Source organism: Duganella sp. S19_KUP01_CR8, from assembly GCF_036688705.1.
Classification (GTDB): domain Bacteria; phylum Pseudomonadota; class Gammaproteobacteria; order Burkholderiales; family Burkholderiaceae_D; genus Rugamonas.
On the sequence record NZ_JAQQPR010000038.1, the window covers coordinates 17,435 to 33,819 of the forward strand.

A 16,385-nucleotide genomic window follows, 5' to 3' on the forward strand; every position below is an offset into this window, starting at 1 on the left:
TTGCAAGCCCTTGAAAGAACAAAGTAATGCTGCCTACCGATACCGCCCTGGTCCTGTTTAGCGGTGGCCAAGATTCCACCACCTGCCTGGCCTGGGCGCTGAAGCACTACGCGCGCGTGGAAACCATAGGCTTCGACTACGGCCAGCGCCACGCCATCGAGCTGACCGTGCGCCCGACCGTGATCGCGCGCCTGCGCGCCCACTCGCCCGAATGGAACGCCAAGCTGGGCGAGGATCACATGATCGACCTGTCGCTGATCTCCGAGATTTCGCAGACCGCGATGACGCACGATATCGCCATCGAAACCCAGGCCAACGGCCTGCCGAACACCTTCGTCCCCGGCCGCAACCTGCTGTTCATGACGGTGGCGGCCACCGTGGCCTACCGCCGCGGCCTGACGGTGCTGGTGGGCGGCATGTGCGAGACCGACTTCTCCGGCTACCCGGACTGCCGCGACGACACCATGAAGGCGCTGCAAGTGGCGCTCAACCTGGGCATGGATACCCGCCTGAAGCTGGAAACCCCGTTGATGTGGCGCGACAAGCGCCAGACCTGGGAGCTGGCGCAGGAGCTGGGCGGCCAGGAGCTGGTCGACCTGATCCGCGATGGCACCCACACCTGCTACCTGGGCGAGCGCGGCGCGCTGCACGATTGGGGCTATGGTTGCGGCACCTGTCCTGCATGCGCGTTGCGCGCGCGCGGCTACCGCCAGTTCGCGGGCACCGAGGTGTAGATGTCTCCCGGCGCCCAGGCCAGGCTGCGCCGGCTGCTGCAGGATACGCTCTCGCCGGGCGTCCTGCCGCTGCTGGTGCTCGCTGGCTGCCTGGGCGCGACCGGCGTGCTGTGGCTGGGCGCGAGCCAGCATGCCGACCAGCAGGCGCAGGCCGATTTCGACAGCCGCGTGCGCGAGCTGGTCAACAATCTCGACCGGCGCATGCAGACCTATGTGCAGGTGCTGTACGGCGTGCAGGGCCTGTTCGCCAGTTCCGTCGCGGTCGACCGCGACGAGTTCCGCGCCTACCTGGCCGGACAACACCTCAACCTGCACTTCCCCGGCATCCACGGCGTCGGCTACATCGCGCTGGTGGCGCCGGCGCAGCGCGACGCCCATGAGCGCGCGATACGGCTGGGCGGCCACCCCGGCTACCGCGTGCGGCCGGACGGCGCGCGCGCCTGGTACGCCCCCATCATCTACCTCGAGCCGTTCGACGCCAACAACCGGCGCGCCTTCGGCTACGACGTCGCGTCCGAACCGGTGCGGCGCGGCGCGCTGGAGCAGGCGCGCGATTCCGGCCTGCCCGCCGTCAGCGGCAAGATCCGACTGGTGCAGGAGCAGGAAGAAGTCGAACCGGCCCAGTCGGGTTTCCTGATGGTGCTGCCGGTGTTTGGCCGCGGGCAGCCGGCCGCCACGGCGGCGCTGCGGCGCGCCGCCATCGAGGGCTGGGTGTACGCGCCGTTCCGCGTCGGCGACCTGATGGCGGGGCTGGGCGGGCCGCGCGCCGGCGCGCTGGACGTGAAAATCTACGACGGCGACGCCATCGCGGCGGCCGCGCTGATGTACGACAGCCGTCCGGGCGCGGGCGCCGGCCGGCGCAGCAGCCTGCAGCAGATCAGCGTCGGCGGCCACCGCTGGACGCTGGACATCGCCGCACGCGCCAGCGCGGCGGCGGACAGCGCCAGGGCTCAGCAGGTCGCCGTCGGCGGCGTATTGCTGAGCGCGCTGCTGGCCGGGCTGACCTGGCTGCTGGCGCGCGGCCGCGTGCGCGCCCGCGACGCCCAGGCGCGCGCCGAACGGCTCAGCGGCGAGCTGCAACAGGGCCAGGCCGCGCTGCTGGTGCTGGCCGAGGGCGCGCAACGCAGCCAGGCCATGTTGCGCAGCATTCTGGATTCGACCGTCGACGGCATCCTGGTCGACAACCTGAAAGGCGGGGTGCTCAGCGCCAACCGCCGTTTCCGCGAACTGTGGAACCTGCCCGATCACCTGGACTGGCAGGCCGACGGCGCCGTGCTGACGGCGCACATGGCACAGCAGATGCTCCATCCCGGCCAGGCGCCGCTGCTGGAGCCGGGGCCGCAGCAGATGGCGCTGCCGGGCCTGCAGCGGGACAGCCAGCTGGAGCTGCTGCACCTGAAGGACGGCCGCGTGATCGAGCAGCACGCGCGCGGCATGCAGCTGGGCAGCGAACCGGCGCGCTTGTGGTCGTTCCGCGATATCACCGAGCGCACCCAGGGCGAGCAGCGCGAGCAGACCCGGCGCCACGTGCTGGAGTTGCTGGCCACCGGGGCGCCGCTGCAAACCATCCTCGAGAGCGTGGTGCAGGGCGTCGAGGCGGGCAACGAGGAAATGTTGTGCAGCATCCTGCTGCTGGACGAGAGCGGCGAGCACCTGCTGGTGGGCGCCGCGCCCAGCCTGCCGGCTTTCTTCAACGCCGCTGTGCACGGGCGCGCCATCCACGGCGCGCCGGGCGCCTGTGCCCAGGCGGTGCTGACGCGCAGCCGGGTGATCGTCGAGGACATCCGCCAGGCGCCGACCTGGATGGAGTACCGCGACCTGGCCTTGCAGGCCCGGCTGGGCTCGTGCTGGTCCGATCCGATCTACGGCGTCGGCGGCAATGTGCTGGGCACCTTCGCCATCTACCACCGCGAGGCCCGCCTGCCCAGCCTGGCCAATATCGCGCTGATCGAGCAGGCGGCGCGGCTGGCCGGCATCGCCATCGAGCAGGCGCAGGCTGCCGTGGCGCTGCGCGCCGGCGAGGCCCGCTTCCGCAGCCTGTACGACCACGCGCCGGTGGCGCTGTGGGAGCAGGACTGGTCGGGCGTGCACGCCGCGCTGGCCGAGCTGGAGTTGTCCGGGGTCGACGACCTGGGTCGCTATCTGCAGGCCAACGCCAGCCAGCTGCAACGCCTGGCCTCGCTGGTGCGCATCGTCGACGTCAACGCCGCCGCGCTGGCGCAGGTGGGGGCGGCGCCGGGGCGCAAGGATTTATCGCAGCTGAGCCTGGCGCAGAACTTCGACCTGGCCGCCATGCCCAGCTTCGCGCTGGCGCTGACCGCGCTGGCGCAGGGCCAGCATTTCTTCGCCTGCGAAGGCAGCTACACGCGCCTCGACGGCACGGCCCGGCTCAACGAGCTGACCCTGCTGGTGATGCCTGGTCATACGCACAGCCTGGATTTCGTCATCGTCTCGACCCTGGACGTGACCGAGCGGCGCCGCATGAACGACGAGCTGCGGGTGCTGGCCACCACCGATTTCCTCACCGGCCTGCCGAACCGGCGCGAGTTCATGCGCCGCCTGGAGGACGAGCACGCCCGGCTGCAGCGCGACATCGGCGCCTGCGCCGCCGTGCTGCTGCTCGATGTCGACCATTTCAAGCACATCAACGACGAGCACGGCCACGCGGCCGGCGACGCCGTGCTGCGCCAGCTGGGCGCCCTGCTGCGCGACGGCCAGCGCAAGATCGACATGCTGGGCCGCATCGGCGGCGAGGAATTCGCGGTGCTGCTGCCCGGCACGACGCTGGACGCGGCGGCGGTGTACGCCGAGCGCCTGCGGCTGCGGGTGGCCGAGGCGGCCATGCTGCTGGACGACGGGCTGCGGCTGACGGTGACGGTGACGGTAAGCATAGGCATCGCCGCGCTGGGCGGGGCCGACAGCGGCGGCGATGTGGCCTTGCGGCGCGCCGACCAGGCCTTGTACTGCGCCAAGCGCGGCGGGCGTAACCGGGTGGAACTGGCGGAGGCGGGGATGAAGGCGGATCGGCCGGGAGTTCAGGTCCCGGCCGCTTCCGATTGAAACGGTAAGTACTGCTTAGACTGCGTGTTCCAGCATGGCGCGCTGCTGCTGTTTGCGGGAGCGCGAGCGGAAGATCATGTAGATGCCGACCGGGATCAGCAGCGGCAGCAACAGGGGCGAGACCGCCGCCGCCACCACCACCGCCAGCAGCACCATGCCGCTGATCATCAGGATGCCGAGGCCGGCGAACAGCACGCCGACGAACACGGTCGCGCAGGTGATGGCCACGGCGGCGATCAGCAGGCCGCCGCCGGCGAACAGGGTGCCGAGCAGGAAGCCGATCGGGCCGTCGATCTCGTCGCCGTCGATGTTGACGTGCATGCCGTCACCGAACACCGACTGCCATGCGGAGGCGGCCAGCAGGATGATGAAGGCGGCGAATACCAGTTTTTTAGCGGTGATTTTCATGGCTGACCTCGGTGGTTGGGTTGTTTCGTATTTCTTTTGCCGTTTGGCATGGTTGAACTTTACCGAGCCCGCCCGGCGGCGGCCAGCGGATTGCGACAGACCGGCAAATTGGCGGGATGGAAGGCCGGTCCGGCGCGATGAGCGGGGAATGTTCCTTGATTTAAAGTTATGCCTGCCTATACTGATAATCTACCTATTGCAGGGAGGGCTTTAACATGGCTTGGCTAGATTTGAGCGAGGGTCAATCGATATCCTCGATGTGCAAGCGGACTCGGCGCCAACGTAGCGCCCAGCAGCTTTCCGGAGGAGGACCGAAAGGCCCGCCATCGGCGCCGCCGACGATACCGCCTATCATCATTACGCCGTTCAGTTACCACATGCCGGATCCGGCCATCGATCCGCGCATTACGCCCCTGCGGCCGCCGATCATGCCGCCGCCGCGGCCATGCATCTCGTGCTGAACGTCGTCGACTGACCGCCAACCGCCAGACGTAAAAAAAGCCCGCTCAACGCGGGCTTTGGTGCTGGGCCCATCGGGCTCAATAGAATTTCTCGTCATCGGCCTTGCGACGGCTGCTGGCAAAACCCAGCAGGCCAAGGCCGGTCAACAGCATCGCATAGACTTCGGGTTCCGGTACGGCCGCGATGTAGGAATGGTTATCCGACTCGAAGGCGTTCTGGTTGGCCGAGAACGTGACCTTGGTGATGGTGGTGCCGCTGTTGGTGAAGAAGTTCATGTAGAAGCCGACTTGCTGGTTGCCGTTGGCCATCAGGTTGGCGGCGCCCGCCATATCGTTGCCGTTGATTTGCAACACCATCGTATTGCCGCTGTACATGGTGACGATGTTGTAGTCGTCCGGCGAACCCATGTAGTAACCAAAATAGCTGACGCCCATGCCGCCGAAGGTCACGCTGGACGACGATGGCTGGCCGTTGCTGACGCCGACCGAGAAGAAGGCGGTGGGGTCGCCCGGCGGCTGCGCCGCATAGCCGGAATTGCCCGGCGACGGGATCAGCGCGCCAAGTTGATCGTAGGTGGCGAAGCCGATCGGCAGCAGGCCGTCGTCGAAGGTGTTGGTGGTGACGCCGCCAACGCCGGAGGTGAGGCCGCCGGAGGCGCTATAGGTGACGGCGGCGCTGGCGCTGAGCGCGGCGCCGGCCAGGGCGAGGGCCAGCAAGGTTTTGGAAATGGACATTTTGGCGTTCCTTATGTGAGGCCGGTGAACGATTGCACCGTGCTTGAGCTTTTATTAACTACTGGAAACTGGTGATTCAAGATTGATAATAGTAATATTCCCTTGACAATGCCCGTTCAACTTTAGAGTGTTTGTTCGGTTTATGTTAATTTCCATGCCTGTTTGTGACATTGACGTGTCGCTGGCGGCGGAAATACCGGCACCAGCCCCTCAGTGACTAGCAACTTGCTGATGAGAAAGTTAAATCGGCTATGGCGCGTTATTGACAATTTGCTGCAAAAAACTAACAGCCGGCCGCGCCGGCCGCTTATCATTTCACCCCCATCCATTTTTCACCACGAGCCGACAGCATGAGCGCAGACTACCCCGATACCGAACAGCAGCAGGACGACGACGCCCCGATCCAGGAGGCGCGCGTATGGCAAGGGAATGGCTGGACCGCGCGCGTCATCAAGAACGATGACGACGAGGGCTGGGCGGTGGCGATGATCAAGGATGGCGAGCCGGAACCGGCGCTGGTGGGGCCGTGGACCATGGGCCGCGACAAGAAGAACCCCAAGCCGCTGGACGTCAACGCCTTCAACACCCTGGTCAAGACCGCCAACGAGGTGATCCGCCGCCACGAGCAGCAGCTGCATGCCCAGTTGCACAAGAACGTCTTCGTCAACGGCGAGGACGGCCAGGTCAAGGTCTGCCTGGACATCGTGCCCGACGAGGACGACCCCTACGCCACGCTGAGCGCCTTCGACCCGTATGGCGAGGAGCTGGCGCGGGTGCGGGTGGCGCCGACCTTCAAGCTGAGCGTGACCAGCGCCTCGGCATGGATGGAGAACGGCTACCGCAAGCCCTAGTTTCCCGCGTCATTTGTTCTTTACTGGAATTAAGATTTCGTTAAATAAACGTGTAAGAGGATGTAACATTCTATCGTGCGCGGCCGGTTAAAAATGATGAGACTGCTACATTTTGGACTCCCATTTTTTAGGAGTTCGATATGATAAAAGTCAAAGTTTTGGTTGGCGCCATCGCAATGGCCGGCGCTGCTTTGCTGTCGCAAGGCGCGTTTGCGGCAGACATCAGCAATCCCGACACCCCGCTCGATCTGAGCAGCGGTGCGGACTTCGGTGGCCACTTCATTACCGGTGGCCACAAAGACGATACCTTTGCCGACAAATACACCTTCACCCTGACCGGCGCCTCGACCATTTCGGCTGACGTCTACTCGCATTCGGGCAATGCGAGGAACGGCCTGGACATCAGCGGCCTGGCGCTGTACAACGCCGGCGGCCTGCTGCTGGGCGGCAACCAGCTGTCGACCGGCGAGACCGACCAGTGGCAGCTCGATTCGGCCGTGCTGGGCGCCGGCAGCTACTACGTGTTGATCAGCGGCCATGCCATGTCCAACTCGTCGGGCGTGTATTCGTCCGGCGTCACCGTGACGGCCGTGCCGGAACCGGAAACCTATGCCATGCTGCTGGGCGGCCTGGGCCTGATCGGCGCGATGGTGAGCCGCCGCCAGCGCAAGCAGGCTTAAGCCTTTGCCGCACTGATCGACAGCCAGGCCGTTGCGACGGCCTGGCTGTTTTTGTTTCTGTGGCCGGGGCGGGCCGGACCTGCTAGTATTTCCTATGCGCATTAGCTCACAATAGGAAAATCGATGGAAAGTCGTCTCACCCGCCTGGAAGCCGTGCAAACCATGCTGCTGGAAATCGGGCAGAAGTCGAGCAGCTGCACCGATATCAGCGAGTTCCTGCAGGCCGTGCATGCGGCGCTGGGCCGCATCATGTATGCCGCCAATTTCTTCGTGGCGTTGAGCGACCGCGACGGTCCGGTCAACCAGGTGCGCTTCGTGTATTTCGTCGACGAGGTGGACGATCCGCCCAGCCGCGACGAGCTGTTCGAGCTGGTCGAGGGCGAGTCGCCGACGGCGACCGTGATCAACACCCGCGCGCGCATGGTGATGACGGCGGCCGAGCACCAGTCCCGGCGCGAGGCCAACGCCGGCTTCGGCATCGGCACCATCGCCGAGCACTGGATGGGTTGCCCGCTGCTGGACCAGAACCACCAGTCGCTGGGCGCCATCGTGATCCAGAGCTACGACAAGGAACACACCTTCAACGAGGAAGACCAGGCGCTGTTCGCGCTGATCGCCAACCACGTGTCGAGCGCGCTGCAAGGCTTGCAGAGCATGGACCGGCTGGAACGCGCGGTGCAGGAGCGCACCGCCTTGCTGGCGCACGAGGTGGCCGAGCGCCGCCGCGCCGAGAACATCCAGCGCGCGCTGTACGAGCTGGCCAACCTGTCGGCCACGGCCACCGGCGGCAGCCGCCTGAACATGCGGCTGCACCAGATCATCAGCGAGCTGGTGCCGGCGCAGAATTTCCTGATGGCGCTGTACCACCCGGACACCAAGGAAATCAGCATCCCGTACTTCGTCGACGAGAAGGACCAGCAGGCGCCGGTCAAGCGCTTCGACTACGGCGTCGGCATGTCCTCGTATGTCCTGCAGCGCAAGCAGGCCATGCTGCTGGACCGCGCCGGCTTCAAGGCGCTGGTGGCCAGCGGCGAGATGGATCACCCGCTGGGCAATACCGACATCGCCAGCTGGATGGGCGCGCCGATGCTGCTGGGCGACGTGGCCTACGGCGTGATCATCGTGCAGAGCTACGACGACTCGGTGACCTATACCCAGGCCGACCTCGACATCCTGGCCTTCATGGCCAGCCACGTGGCGGTGGCGATCGCGCGCATGCAGGCCGACCGCGAGATCCGCCGCGCCAAGGACGCGCTGGAGGAGCAGAACGCGGCGCTGGAGAATGCGCTGACCTCGCTCAAGGATGCGCAGGGCGAACTGGTGCGGCAGGAGAAGCTGGCCTCGCTGGGCCGGCTGGTGGCCGGCGTGGCGCACGAGATCAACACGCCGCTGGGCATCTGCGTGACGGCCACCAGCCACCTGGTGGAAGAGCTCAAGCTGACGCGCGAGGACATGGCGGCCGGCACGCTGGACGAGGACGGCCTGAACCAGTTCTTCGACATCATCTCGCAATCGCTGCGCATCATGACCACCAACACGCAGCGGGCGGCGGCGCTGGTGCGCAGCTTCAAGCAGGTGGCGGTGGACCAGTCGTCCGACGATATCCGCAGCTTCAACCTGCGCAAATACCTGGACGAGGTGCTGCTGTCGCTGCAACCCAAGCTGAAGGGCAAGCCGATCGCCGTCGAGATCGATTGCGACGAGCACATCAACATGGCCAGCTTCCCCGGCGCGGTGTCGCAGATCGTCACCAATATGGTGGTCAACTCGCTGGTGCACGGCTTCGAGGAGGGACAGTCCGGCAAAATCAAGATCAGCGGCAAGGTGGACGGCGACTTCGTCGACTTCGACTACAGCGACGACGGCGCCGGCATGGACAACAGCACGCTGGCGCAGCTGTTCGATCCCTTCTTCACCACCAAGCGCGGTTCGGGCGGCAGCGGGCTGGGCGCGCACATCCTGTACAACCTGGTCACCGGCGCGCTGGGCGGCACCATCAAGGTGGTCAGCGCGCCCGGCATGGGCTTGCACTACAAGCTGCGCTTCCCCAAGGTCAAGCGCAAGTAAGGCCTACCCCGCACGGCAATGATGCTCTGGGGTCAGACCCCGTACGGGGTCTGACCCCGCTGTGCCGGGTTACTTCGTTGCCTTGCTGATCTCGATTTCCCAGTCCACGCCGGAATCGATGTGGTGCTGTTTGGCATAGTTGCCCTGGCTGACGGCGACCGCCACATCCAGCAGGCTGTTCAAATAGACCAGCGGCTTGCCCTGGGCGACGCCGCCGAAGGTGTGTTCGAACGGCGCCACCACCTTGTCCACTTGCTTGCCCTTGTGCAGGATGCGCACCTGCACGCGCTCGTGCACGCCGATGCCCAGCTCGTCGAACAGCGCTTTCGGGATATTGGTCCAGACATTGCCGTACTTGATGTCCAGCACAGGGATGATGCCGCGCACCACCTTGCCCTGGCGTACCGCCTTTTGGTAAGGGATCTTCACCACCGATTCACTTGTCAGCACCGGGCCGACCTGCTCGAAGTTGATCGCGCCCGAGGCCAGCCGCGCGCCGACGTAGGCATAGACGTCGCGGCCGTGGAAGGTGTAGGACTCGCCGGAGCCGGCCAGGCGGTTGACCTTCTCGTCGATCTCGCGCAGCTCGGCCACGCCGTCGCGCTCGGCGATCAGCGTGAACAGGCCGTTGTCGGGGCCGACGAAATAGCGGCCTTCTTTGGTTTTCAACACCACCGACTTGCGGGTGGTGCCCACGCCGGGATCGACCACGGCGACGAACACGCTGCCTTGCGGCCAGTAGTTGGCGGTCTGGTACAGGCGGTAGGCGCCCAGCCAGATGTCGTAGTCGGGGATGTTGTGGGTCAGGTCGGAAACGTTCAGCTTGGGATCGACGCCGAAGGCCACGCCGTGCATGGCGGAGACGGCGCCGTCCGAGGTGCCGAAGTCGGTCAGCAGCACGAGAGCATTGCTGGCGTGGGCTTGCGCGGCCATCAAGGTGCTGAGGCAGGCGGCGGCGAACAGGGTGGAGATGCGGGTGAGCTTCATGGAGTCCTCAGTTTAAAAAGTGTAGCGCAGGCGGCCGTAGAAGTATGCGCCGTTGACGCCGATCGGGTTGATGAAGTTGTATGGCAGCGCGCCGCCGTAGGTGGCGTTGTTGGTCTGGCGCACGCGCTCCGGATAGCGGTCGAGGATGTTGTCGCCGCCGACGGCCAAGGTCAGTTGCTTGTTCAGCTTGACCTGCGCTTCCAGGTCAACCGACCATACCGCACCGAACGATTGCGCATGCACGCCGTCGTCGAGGGGCGCGTCCTGGTCGTACGAGAAATCCTTCAGCGCGCCGAAGCGGGTGGCGCGCGCCAGCAGGCTCCAGCGCGCGGCCTGCCAGTCGGCGCTCAGCACCAGCTTGCTGGTCGGCGAGGCGTGGCGGATGCGGAACAGGCTGGTGTCGGTCAGCAGCGTCAGCGACGGATCGATGTTGGCCAGCGCGGCCGAGCCTTGCCGCACGTGGTCGATGCGGGTCTGGTTCAGGTTGAGCGCGGCGTTCAGGTCCAGCTTGCCGCCGGCGAAGCGCAGGTCGTGGTTCAGCACCGCGTCCAGGCCGGTGGTGCTGGTGTCGAGCAGGTTGGCCAGGTAGGCCACCGACTGGATGTCGCTGCGGCCGATGCTGGCCAAATACGCGGTGGCGGCGTCGCTTTGCAGGTCGCTGGTGCGGGTGATGCGGTCGCGGATCTTGATGCGGTAGGCGTCCAGCGTGAAGCTGGTGTTGCGCTGCGGCCGCCATGCCAGGCCCAGCGACAGGTTGGTCGACTTCTCAGGCTTGAGCGCCTCGGCGCCGAAGCTGCGCGCCAGCGGATCGCTGGCCGGCAGCAGCGAGGCGGTCTGCAGGCCGCTGCCGTCGCTGTTGAAGTTGAGCGTGGAGAAGCGGAAGCCGGTCTGCACCAAGGCCGGCGCGCGGAAGCTGTTGGACAGCGAGCCGCGCAGCAGGAAGGACTCGCTCAGCTTGTAGCGTGCCGACAGCTTGCCGGTGCTGGCGCTGCCGAAGTCGCTGTAGTCGGAGTAGCGGGCGGCCGCGCCCAGCAGCAGGCGGCTGGTGATATCGCTTTCGAGGTCGGCGTACACCGAGCGGATAGCCCGGCTGCCGTCGAAGGCGTCCTGCGGACGCAAGCCGGGGCCGGCCTGCGCGCCCGGCGGCGCGTCGACGATGGGGCCGGCCGCGTAGGAGGCTGCGTCGCCCGGCGAGCTCTGGTAGGTTTCGTGCATCAACTCGGCGCCCAGCGCCAGGTTGACGGGCGCGCCCAAGCCCAGGTCGAGCTCGCGCGTGAGGTCGGCGTTGAGCGCGTTCTGGCGGAAGTCGAAGCTGGCCAGGTGGAAGTGGGTCGGACTCTGCGCGCCCAGCGAGGCGTTGGCCGAGTTGCTCAGGTCGTAGCGGAACAGGTTGCCGCCGTGGCGCGCGCTCAGGTCGGCGTTCCAGCCGGCGGCGGTGAAGCGGGCGCCGGCCACGATGCTGGTGTCGGTCATGTCGCCCTGGGTCACGGGGCGGTAGCCGGCCGGGTACAAGGCCGGCACGTTGGACGGGTCGCCCGGATAGCGGAAGTAGGCGCTGCCGTCGGACTTGCGTTGGTTGACGGTGGCGAAGGAATAGGCGTCGACGCCGTTCGCCAGCGGCAGCAGGGCGTTGTAGAACAGGTAGTTGTTGTTCTGGTGAGAGTCGCCGGATTTGAACACCACCTTGCCGTCCAGCGCCAGGTCGGCCGGGGTGGCGTTCCACGAAGTCCAGCCGGCGTCGCTGAAGCCGGCGCGCTGGGTCGGGGCGCGGCTGCGGGTATCGAAGCCGAAGCGCAGGAAGCCGGCGTCGCCCAGCGGCACGCCGTAGTCGGCGCTGGCGGTCTTGGTCTGGCCGTCGGTCTTGCTCTCGTTGGTGGGCTTGAAGTCGGTGTGGTTGGCGCCGTAGCCGACCGAGGCCGAGCCGCCGCTGCGGGCACTCTTCAGCACAATGTTGATGACGCCGGCCACGGCGTCGCTGCCGTACTGGGCGCCGGCGCCGTCGCGCAGGATTTCAATGTGGTCGATGGCGCCGGGCGGTATCGCGTTGACGTCGACCGGCACCGTGCCGGCGAAGCTGCTCTCGGTGTCGAGCACGGCGCTGGTGTGGCGGCGCTTGCCGTTGATCAGCACCAGCACCTGGTCCGGCGCCAGGCCGCGCAGCTGGATGCCGCGCACCGAGTCCGAGGCGCCGCTCGATTCGATGCGCGGGAAGTTGATCGACGGCGCCAGGTTTTGCAAGGCCGCGCCCAGTTCGCCGCTGGACAGGGCGTTCTCCACTTCGCGCTGGCCGAAGCGGTCGATCGGCACGGCGCTGTCGTACACGGTGCGGTTGCGCGCGCGCGAGCCGACCACGGTGACCTGGTCGATGGCGGCGGCGTCGGCTTGTTGCGCCTGCGCCTCGGGCAGCGCGGCCAGCAGCAGCGCGCAGGCAAGCACGCTGCGGCGCAAAGGCAAGTGGGGGAGGGCGTGCGGGTACTGGCTGCGTGGCATCGTGAATTCCTTGCGTGGACCGGACTACGATCTTACGGGCAAGGAATTCAGTTTAACAAAGATCTATTGCAAATATGCTTATGCGAGGCTCAGTCCGGGAAGCGCTCGTTGATGGCGACCGCCTTGTCGATGTTCTGGCACAGCAGGTCGACGAAGACCGGGTCGAGGTGATGGCCGGCCACTTCACGCAGGTGCTCGACCACCTTGTCGATCGGCCAGGCTTCCTTGTAGCAGCGCTTGTGCATCAGCGCGTCGAACACGTCGGCCACGGCGACGATGCGCGCGTACAGGTGGATGTCGTGGCCCTTCAGGCCTTGCGGATAGCCGCTGCCGTCGAATTTTTCGTGGTGCTGGTGGGCGATCACGGCGGCCGCCTTCAGGATCGGGCGCTGCGAGCCGTCGAGGATGGACAGGCCGACGGTCGGGTGCTGCTTCATGATTTCCCACTCGGCCGCGTCGAGCTTGCCCGGCTTGAGCAGCACCGCGTCCGGCGTGGCGATCTTGCCGATGTCGTGCATCGGCGCGGCGTGGCGCAGCACGGCGGTTTCGTCGTCCGGCATGCCGGAGGCCTGGGCCAGCAGGTGGCACACTTCCGACATGCGGCGCACGTGGTTGCCGGCCTCGTTGGAGCGCGACTCGACCACGTCGCCGAGGCGCAGGATCAGCTCGGCCTGGGTGTCGGTGATTTCCTGGGTCAGCAGGATGTTGTCGAAGGCGATGGCGACGCCGGAGCAGAACACTTCCAGCAGCTTGGTGTCGATCTCGGAGATTTCTTCCACGCCCTTGAGCACCAGCAGCGAAGCCTTGCCGCTGTTGTTGGGGAAGTAGCCGATGTAGGTGTCGCCTTCGACGCGCGAGATCTTGTTGCTCTTGGCGGCGTCGAGCTGGGCCAGCACGGCGGCGTCCAGCAAGGTGCCGTCCTCGTCGCCGATCTGGGCCAGGATTTCGTATTCGTTCTCGCCGCTGATGGCGGTGGCGCCGCGCAGGCGCAACAGCATGCTGTGCTCCAGGCGCAGCAGCGCCACCACTTGCTGCAGCAGGCCGTTGGCGAAGTCTTTCAGGTTGCGTTGCTGGAAGATGTGGGCCGAGGCGGCGATCACGCGCTCCAGGCCTTCGCGGTAGTTCAGTTGCTGGCGGCGGGCTTCCTCGACCTTCATGATGTCGCGGTAGGCGCGCAGCGCGGCGAAGGTGGTGGTGAACAGCTTGGTGCGGTCGAGCTCGGTCTTTTCCTTGTAGTCGTTGATGTCGTAGTTGACGATCACGCGTTCTTCAGGGGCCTGGCCGGGCTGGCCGGTGCGCAGCACGATGCGGGTGAACTGGTTGTCGAGGTCTTCGCGCATCCAGCGCGCCACTTCCAGGCCGCTGTCTTCCTTTTCCATCACCACGTCGAGGAACACCAGGGCGATGTCGGTTTCGCGCGCCAGCACTTCCTTGGCTTCGGCGCCGCTGTAGGCGTGCACGAAGCTCAGGGCGCGGCCGTCGAGGCGGAAGCGGCTCAGCGTCAGTTTTGTAATGTCATGGATGTCCGGTTCGTCGTCGACCAACAGGACTTTCCAAGGCGCTAGCTTAGGCGAGGCAGAAGACAAAAAGGACATAGGGACGGGTTCCGCAAAATGGCACTACCAAATAGTTTTTCGATTGTAGTCTTACCCACTGCTCTTAACAACAGGCAACAAAAATTCCTGTTGCTTTGCACAACACTCCCGAGGTGTTTCCGGGCGCTCTGATTGTACGTCGCGCCTGAGCGCGGCGGCGCAGCGTTAGTCTTCTGTAACGCTTATGTGCAGCCGAAACAATACTTCGTTTTTGGCAATATTGCTATCTCTGTGAGAATTATTTTTACCGGCGTGTGACAGGACGCCGCCGCCGCCGAGAGGGGGGATGTAAATAAATGTAAAATAGAAACTTTCCCACTGGTAACTCCAATAGATGTCTGTCATTTCCACGGTCCGCCCCGCCCACGCCGCATTGCCTTACCGCCCCGACATCGACGGGCTGCGCGCCCTGGCGGTACTGGCGGTGGTGTTCTATCACGCCTTTCCCGACAAGCTGCGCGGCGGCTTTGTCGGCGTCGACGTTTTCTTTGTCATTTCCGGTTATCTGATCTCCCTCATCATTTACCGAGGTCTGCAGCATGACGCTTTCAGCTTCGCCAGCTTTTACGGCCACCGCATACGGCGCATCTTTCCGGCGCTGGTACTGGTGCTGGCGGCGTGCTACGGCTTCGGCGCGGTGGCGCTGCTGGACGACGAATTCGCTCAGCTGGCGCGCCATACCGCGGCCAGCGCCGGTTTCGTGCAAAACCTGGCGCTGTATCGCGAGTCCGGCTATTTCGACAATGCCGCCGAGTTCAAGCCGCTGATGCATCTGTGGTCGCTGGCCGTCGAGGAACAGTTCTACCTGGTGTTTCCGGTGCTGGTCTGGGCCGTCTGGCGGCGCGGCTGGAACCTGGCCGCCGTGGTCGGCGGGGTAGCGCTGTTGTCGTTCGGGCTGAACGTGGCCGGGGTTGACGCCCATCCGGCCCGCACCTTTTTCTTGCCGCAGACGCGACTGTGGGAGTTGCTGGCCGGCGCGCTGCTGGCGCAGGCGCAGTGGCGCGCTGGACCGGCGCCGCGGTTCGCTGCGCTGGGCGGCAACCTGTGCGCGCTCGCCGGCCTGGCGCTGCTGCTCGGCAGCGCCACCGGCTTGAGCAAGGCGCAGGCCTATCCCGGCTGGTGGGCGCTGCTGCCGGTGCTGGGCGGCGTGCTGCTGATCATGGCCGGACCACAGGCGCTGATCAACCGCCATCTACTCGGCAGCCGGCCGCTGCGCTGGATCGGCAAGATCAGCTATCCGCTGTATTTATGGCACTGGCCGCTGCTGGCGTTCTCGCGCATCCTCGACGAGCTGCCGATCGGCGAACGCAATGCGGCCGTGAGCATGAGTTTCGTGCTGGCCTGGCTGACCTGGCGGCTGGTGGAACAGCCGCTGCGCTACGGTGGCCACGGCGCGCGCAAGACGGTGCTGCTGGGCGTGGCGCTGGCCTGCCTGGCCGGCCTCGGCCTGCATCCGGTCGAGCTGGGACGGGCGGGGGTGCAAACGGCGCAGCTGCGCAACAGCCTCAACCGTTTCGACTATCCGTACAAGCAAAGCTGCCAGCCCATGCTGGGCACAGGCTACGACGGCGGCTGGTGCAATGCCGGCAACGCCGGCGCGCTGGCGCCCGATACCCTGCTGGTCGGCGACAGCTTCTCGAACGCCTACGCGCCCATGCTGGCCGAGCATGCGCGTGACGGCGGCGATGGGCGCTTCGTGCAGATCGGCATGGGCGGCTGCCCGGTGCTGGCCGACTACGGGCGGCCGGACTGCCGCGCCTTCAGCCAGGCCGTGGCCGGCTATCTGCAACGCACGCCGTCGCTGCGCACCGTGATTCTGGCGGGACACTGGCCGGCTTATGTCGACCACCAGGAGCTGGGGCCGCAGGTCGAGACCGCCGCCTCCTTCGACCAGGCGTTCGCCCGCACGGTGGCGCAGTACCAGGCGCGCGGCTTGCAGGTGGTGGTGCTGCTGGCGCCGCCGACCGGCAGCAAGCCGCGCGCGTGCATCGCGCGGCCGATTACGCTAACCACGAAACGACTGTGCGACGTGCCGACCGCGACCGCGATGGACAACGATGGCGGCTACCGGCTCCGCATGCTGCCGCTGCTGGCGCAGCACCAGGTGGCGGTGTTCGACCCGTTCCCGGTGCTATGTCCCGGCAAGGTCTGCAAGACCCTGGACGGCGAGCGCATCCTGTACGCCGACATCAATCACCTGAGCCTGTTCGGTGCCCAGTACCTGGCCCGCAACGGCAGGCCGGCGCTGGACGCTGTATTGCCGCGCCATGAAAAAAGCCCGCAAGGAGCGTGACGCTCGTTGCGGGCCGGGACAGCT

11 protein-coding genes are annotated in these 16,385 nt (G+C 66.1%); 6 read left to right on the forward strand and 5 right to left on the reverse strand.

Annotation, left to right across the window (positions count from 1 at the left end):
* Positions 1-26: 26 nt before the first annotated feature.
* A complete protein-coding gene (queC, locus tag V6M89_RS27465) occupies positions 27-734 on the forward strand; it encodes a 7-cyano-7-deazaguanine synthase QueC (RefSeq protein WP_332856193.1) in 708 nt (235 codons plus the stop codon).
* Positions 735-3,794 (forward strand): sensor domain-containing diguanylate cyclase, encoded by a 3,060-nt coding sequence (locus tag V6M89_RS27470; protein ID WP_332856194.1) that lies wholly within the window; start codon positions 735-737, stop codon positions 3,792-3,794.
* A 15-nt stretch (positions 3,795-3,809) separates the two neighbouring features.
* Here V6M89_RS27470 and V6M89_RS27475 read toward each other — a convergent pair whose 3' ends face one another.
* On the reverse strand, positions 3,810-4,202 hold the full coding sequence (locus V6M89_RS27475; protein WP_332856195.1) for a hypothetical protein: 393 nt from the start codon (positions 4,200-4,202) through the stop codon (positions 3,810-3,812).
* Positions 4,203-4,741: 539 nt separating this feature from the next.
* Positions 4,742-5,398, reverse strand: coding sequence for an Npun_F0296 family exosortase-dependent surface protein (locus tag V6M89_RS27480; protein WP_332856196.1), 657 nt, complete (start codon positions 5,396-5,398; stop codon positions 4,742-4,744).
* A 350-nt stretch (positions 5,399-5,748) separates the two neighbouring features.
* Between V6M89_RS27480 and V6M89_RS27485 the strand changes: the two genes are divergently transcribed.
* The 3 genes from V6M89_RS27485 to V6M89_RS27495 all read left to right on the forward strand — a co-directional run bounded on the left by V6M89_RS27485 (position 5,749) and on the right by V6M89_RS27495 (position 8,996).
* The gene (locus V6M89_RS27485) at positions 5,749-6,249 is read left to right on the forward strand and encodes a hypothetical protein (RefSeq protein WP_332856197.1); all 501 of its coding nucleotides are present in this window, start codon (positions 5,749-5,751) and stop codon (positions 6,247-6,249) included.
* A gap of 140 nt (positions 6,250-6,389) precedes the next feature.
* Entirely contained in the window at positions 6,390-6,929 is a 540-nt protein-coding gene (locus tag V6M89_RS27490; RefSeq protein ID WP_332856198.1) for an FxDxF family PEP-CTERM protein, read from the forward strand.
* 123 nt (positions 6,930-7,052) lie between these two features.
* Positions 7,053-8,996: a GAF domain-containing sensor histidine kinase gene (locus V6M89_RS27495; RefSeq protein WP_332856199.1), complete on the forward strand. Its 1,944-nt coding sequence runs from the start codon at positions 7,053-7,055 to the stop codon at positions 8,994-8,996.
* 69 nt (positions 8,997-9,065) lie between these two features.
* Here the strand turns inward: V6M89_RS27495 and V6M89_RS27500 are convergent, their stop codons facing one another.
* The 3 genes from V6M89_RS27500 to V6M89_RS27510 form a co-directional block, all read right to left on the reverse strand.
* A complete protein-coding gene (locus V6M89_RS27500) occupies positions 9,066-9,983 on the reverse strand; it encodes an SAM hydrolase/SAM-dependent halogenase family protein (RefSeq protein WP_332856200.1) in 918 nt (305 codons plus the stop codon).
* A gap of 12 nt (positions 9,984-9,995) precedes the next feature.
* The gene (locus V6M89_RS27505) at positions 9,996-12,473 is read right to left on the reverse strand and encodes a TonB-dependent receptor plug domain-containing protein (protein ID WP_332856201.1); all 2,478 of its coding nucleotides are present in this window, start codon (positions 12,471-12,473) and stop codon (positions 9,996-9,998) included.
* A gap of 89 nt (positions 12,474-12,562) precedes the next feature.
* A complete protein-coding gene (locus tag V6M89_RS27510) occupies positions 12,563-14,068 on the reverse strand; it encodes a DUF3369 domain-containing protein (RefSeq protein WP_332856202.1) in 1,506 nt (501 codons plus the stop codon).
* A gap of 334 nt (positions 14,069-14,402) precedes the next feature.
* On the opposite strand from V6M89_RS27510, the gene V6M89_RS27515 reads away from it, so the two are divergent.
* On the forward strand, positions 14,403-16,361 hold the full coding sequence (locus V6M89_RS27515; RefSeq protein ID WP_332856203.1) for an acyltransferase family protein: 1,959 nt from the start codon (positions 14,403-14,405) through the stop codon (positions 16,359-16,361).
* Positions 16,362-16,385: the final 24 nt, after the last annotated feature.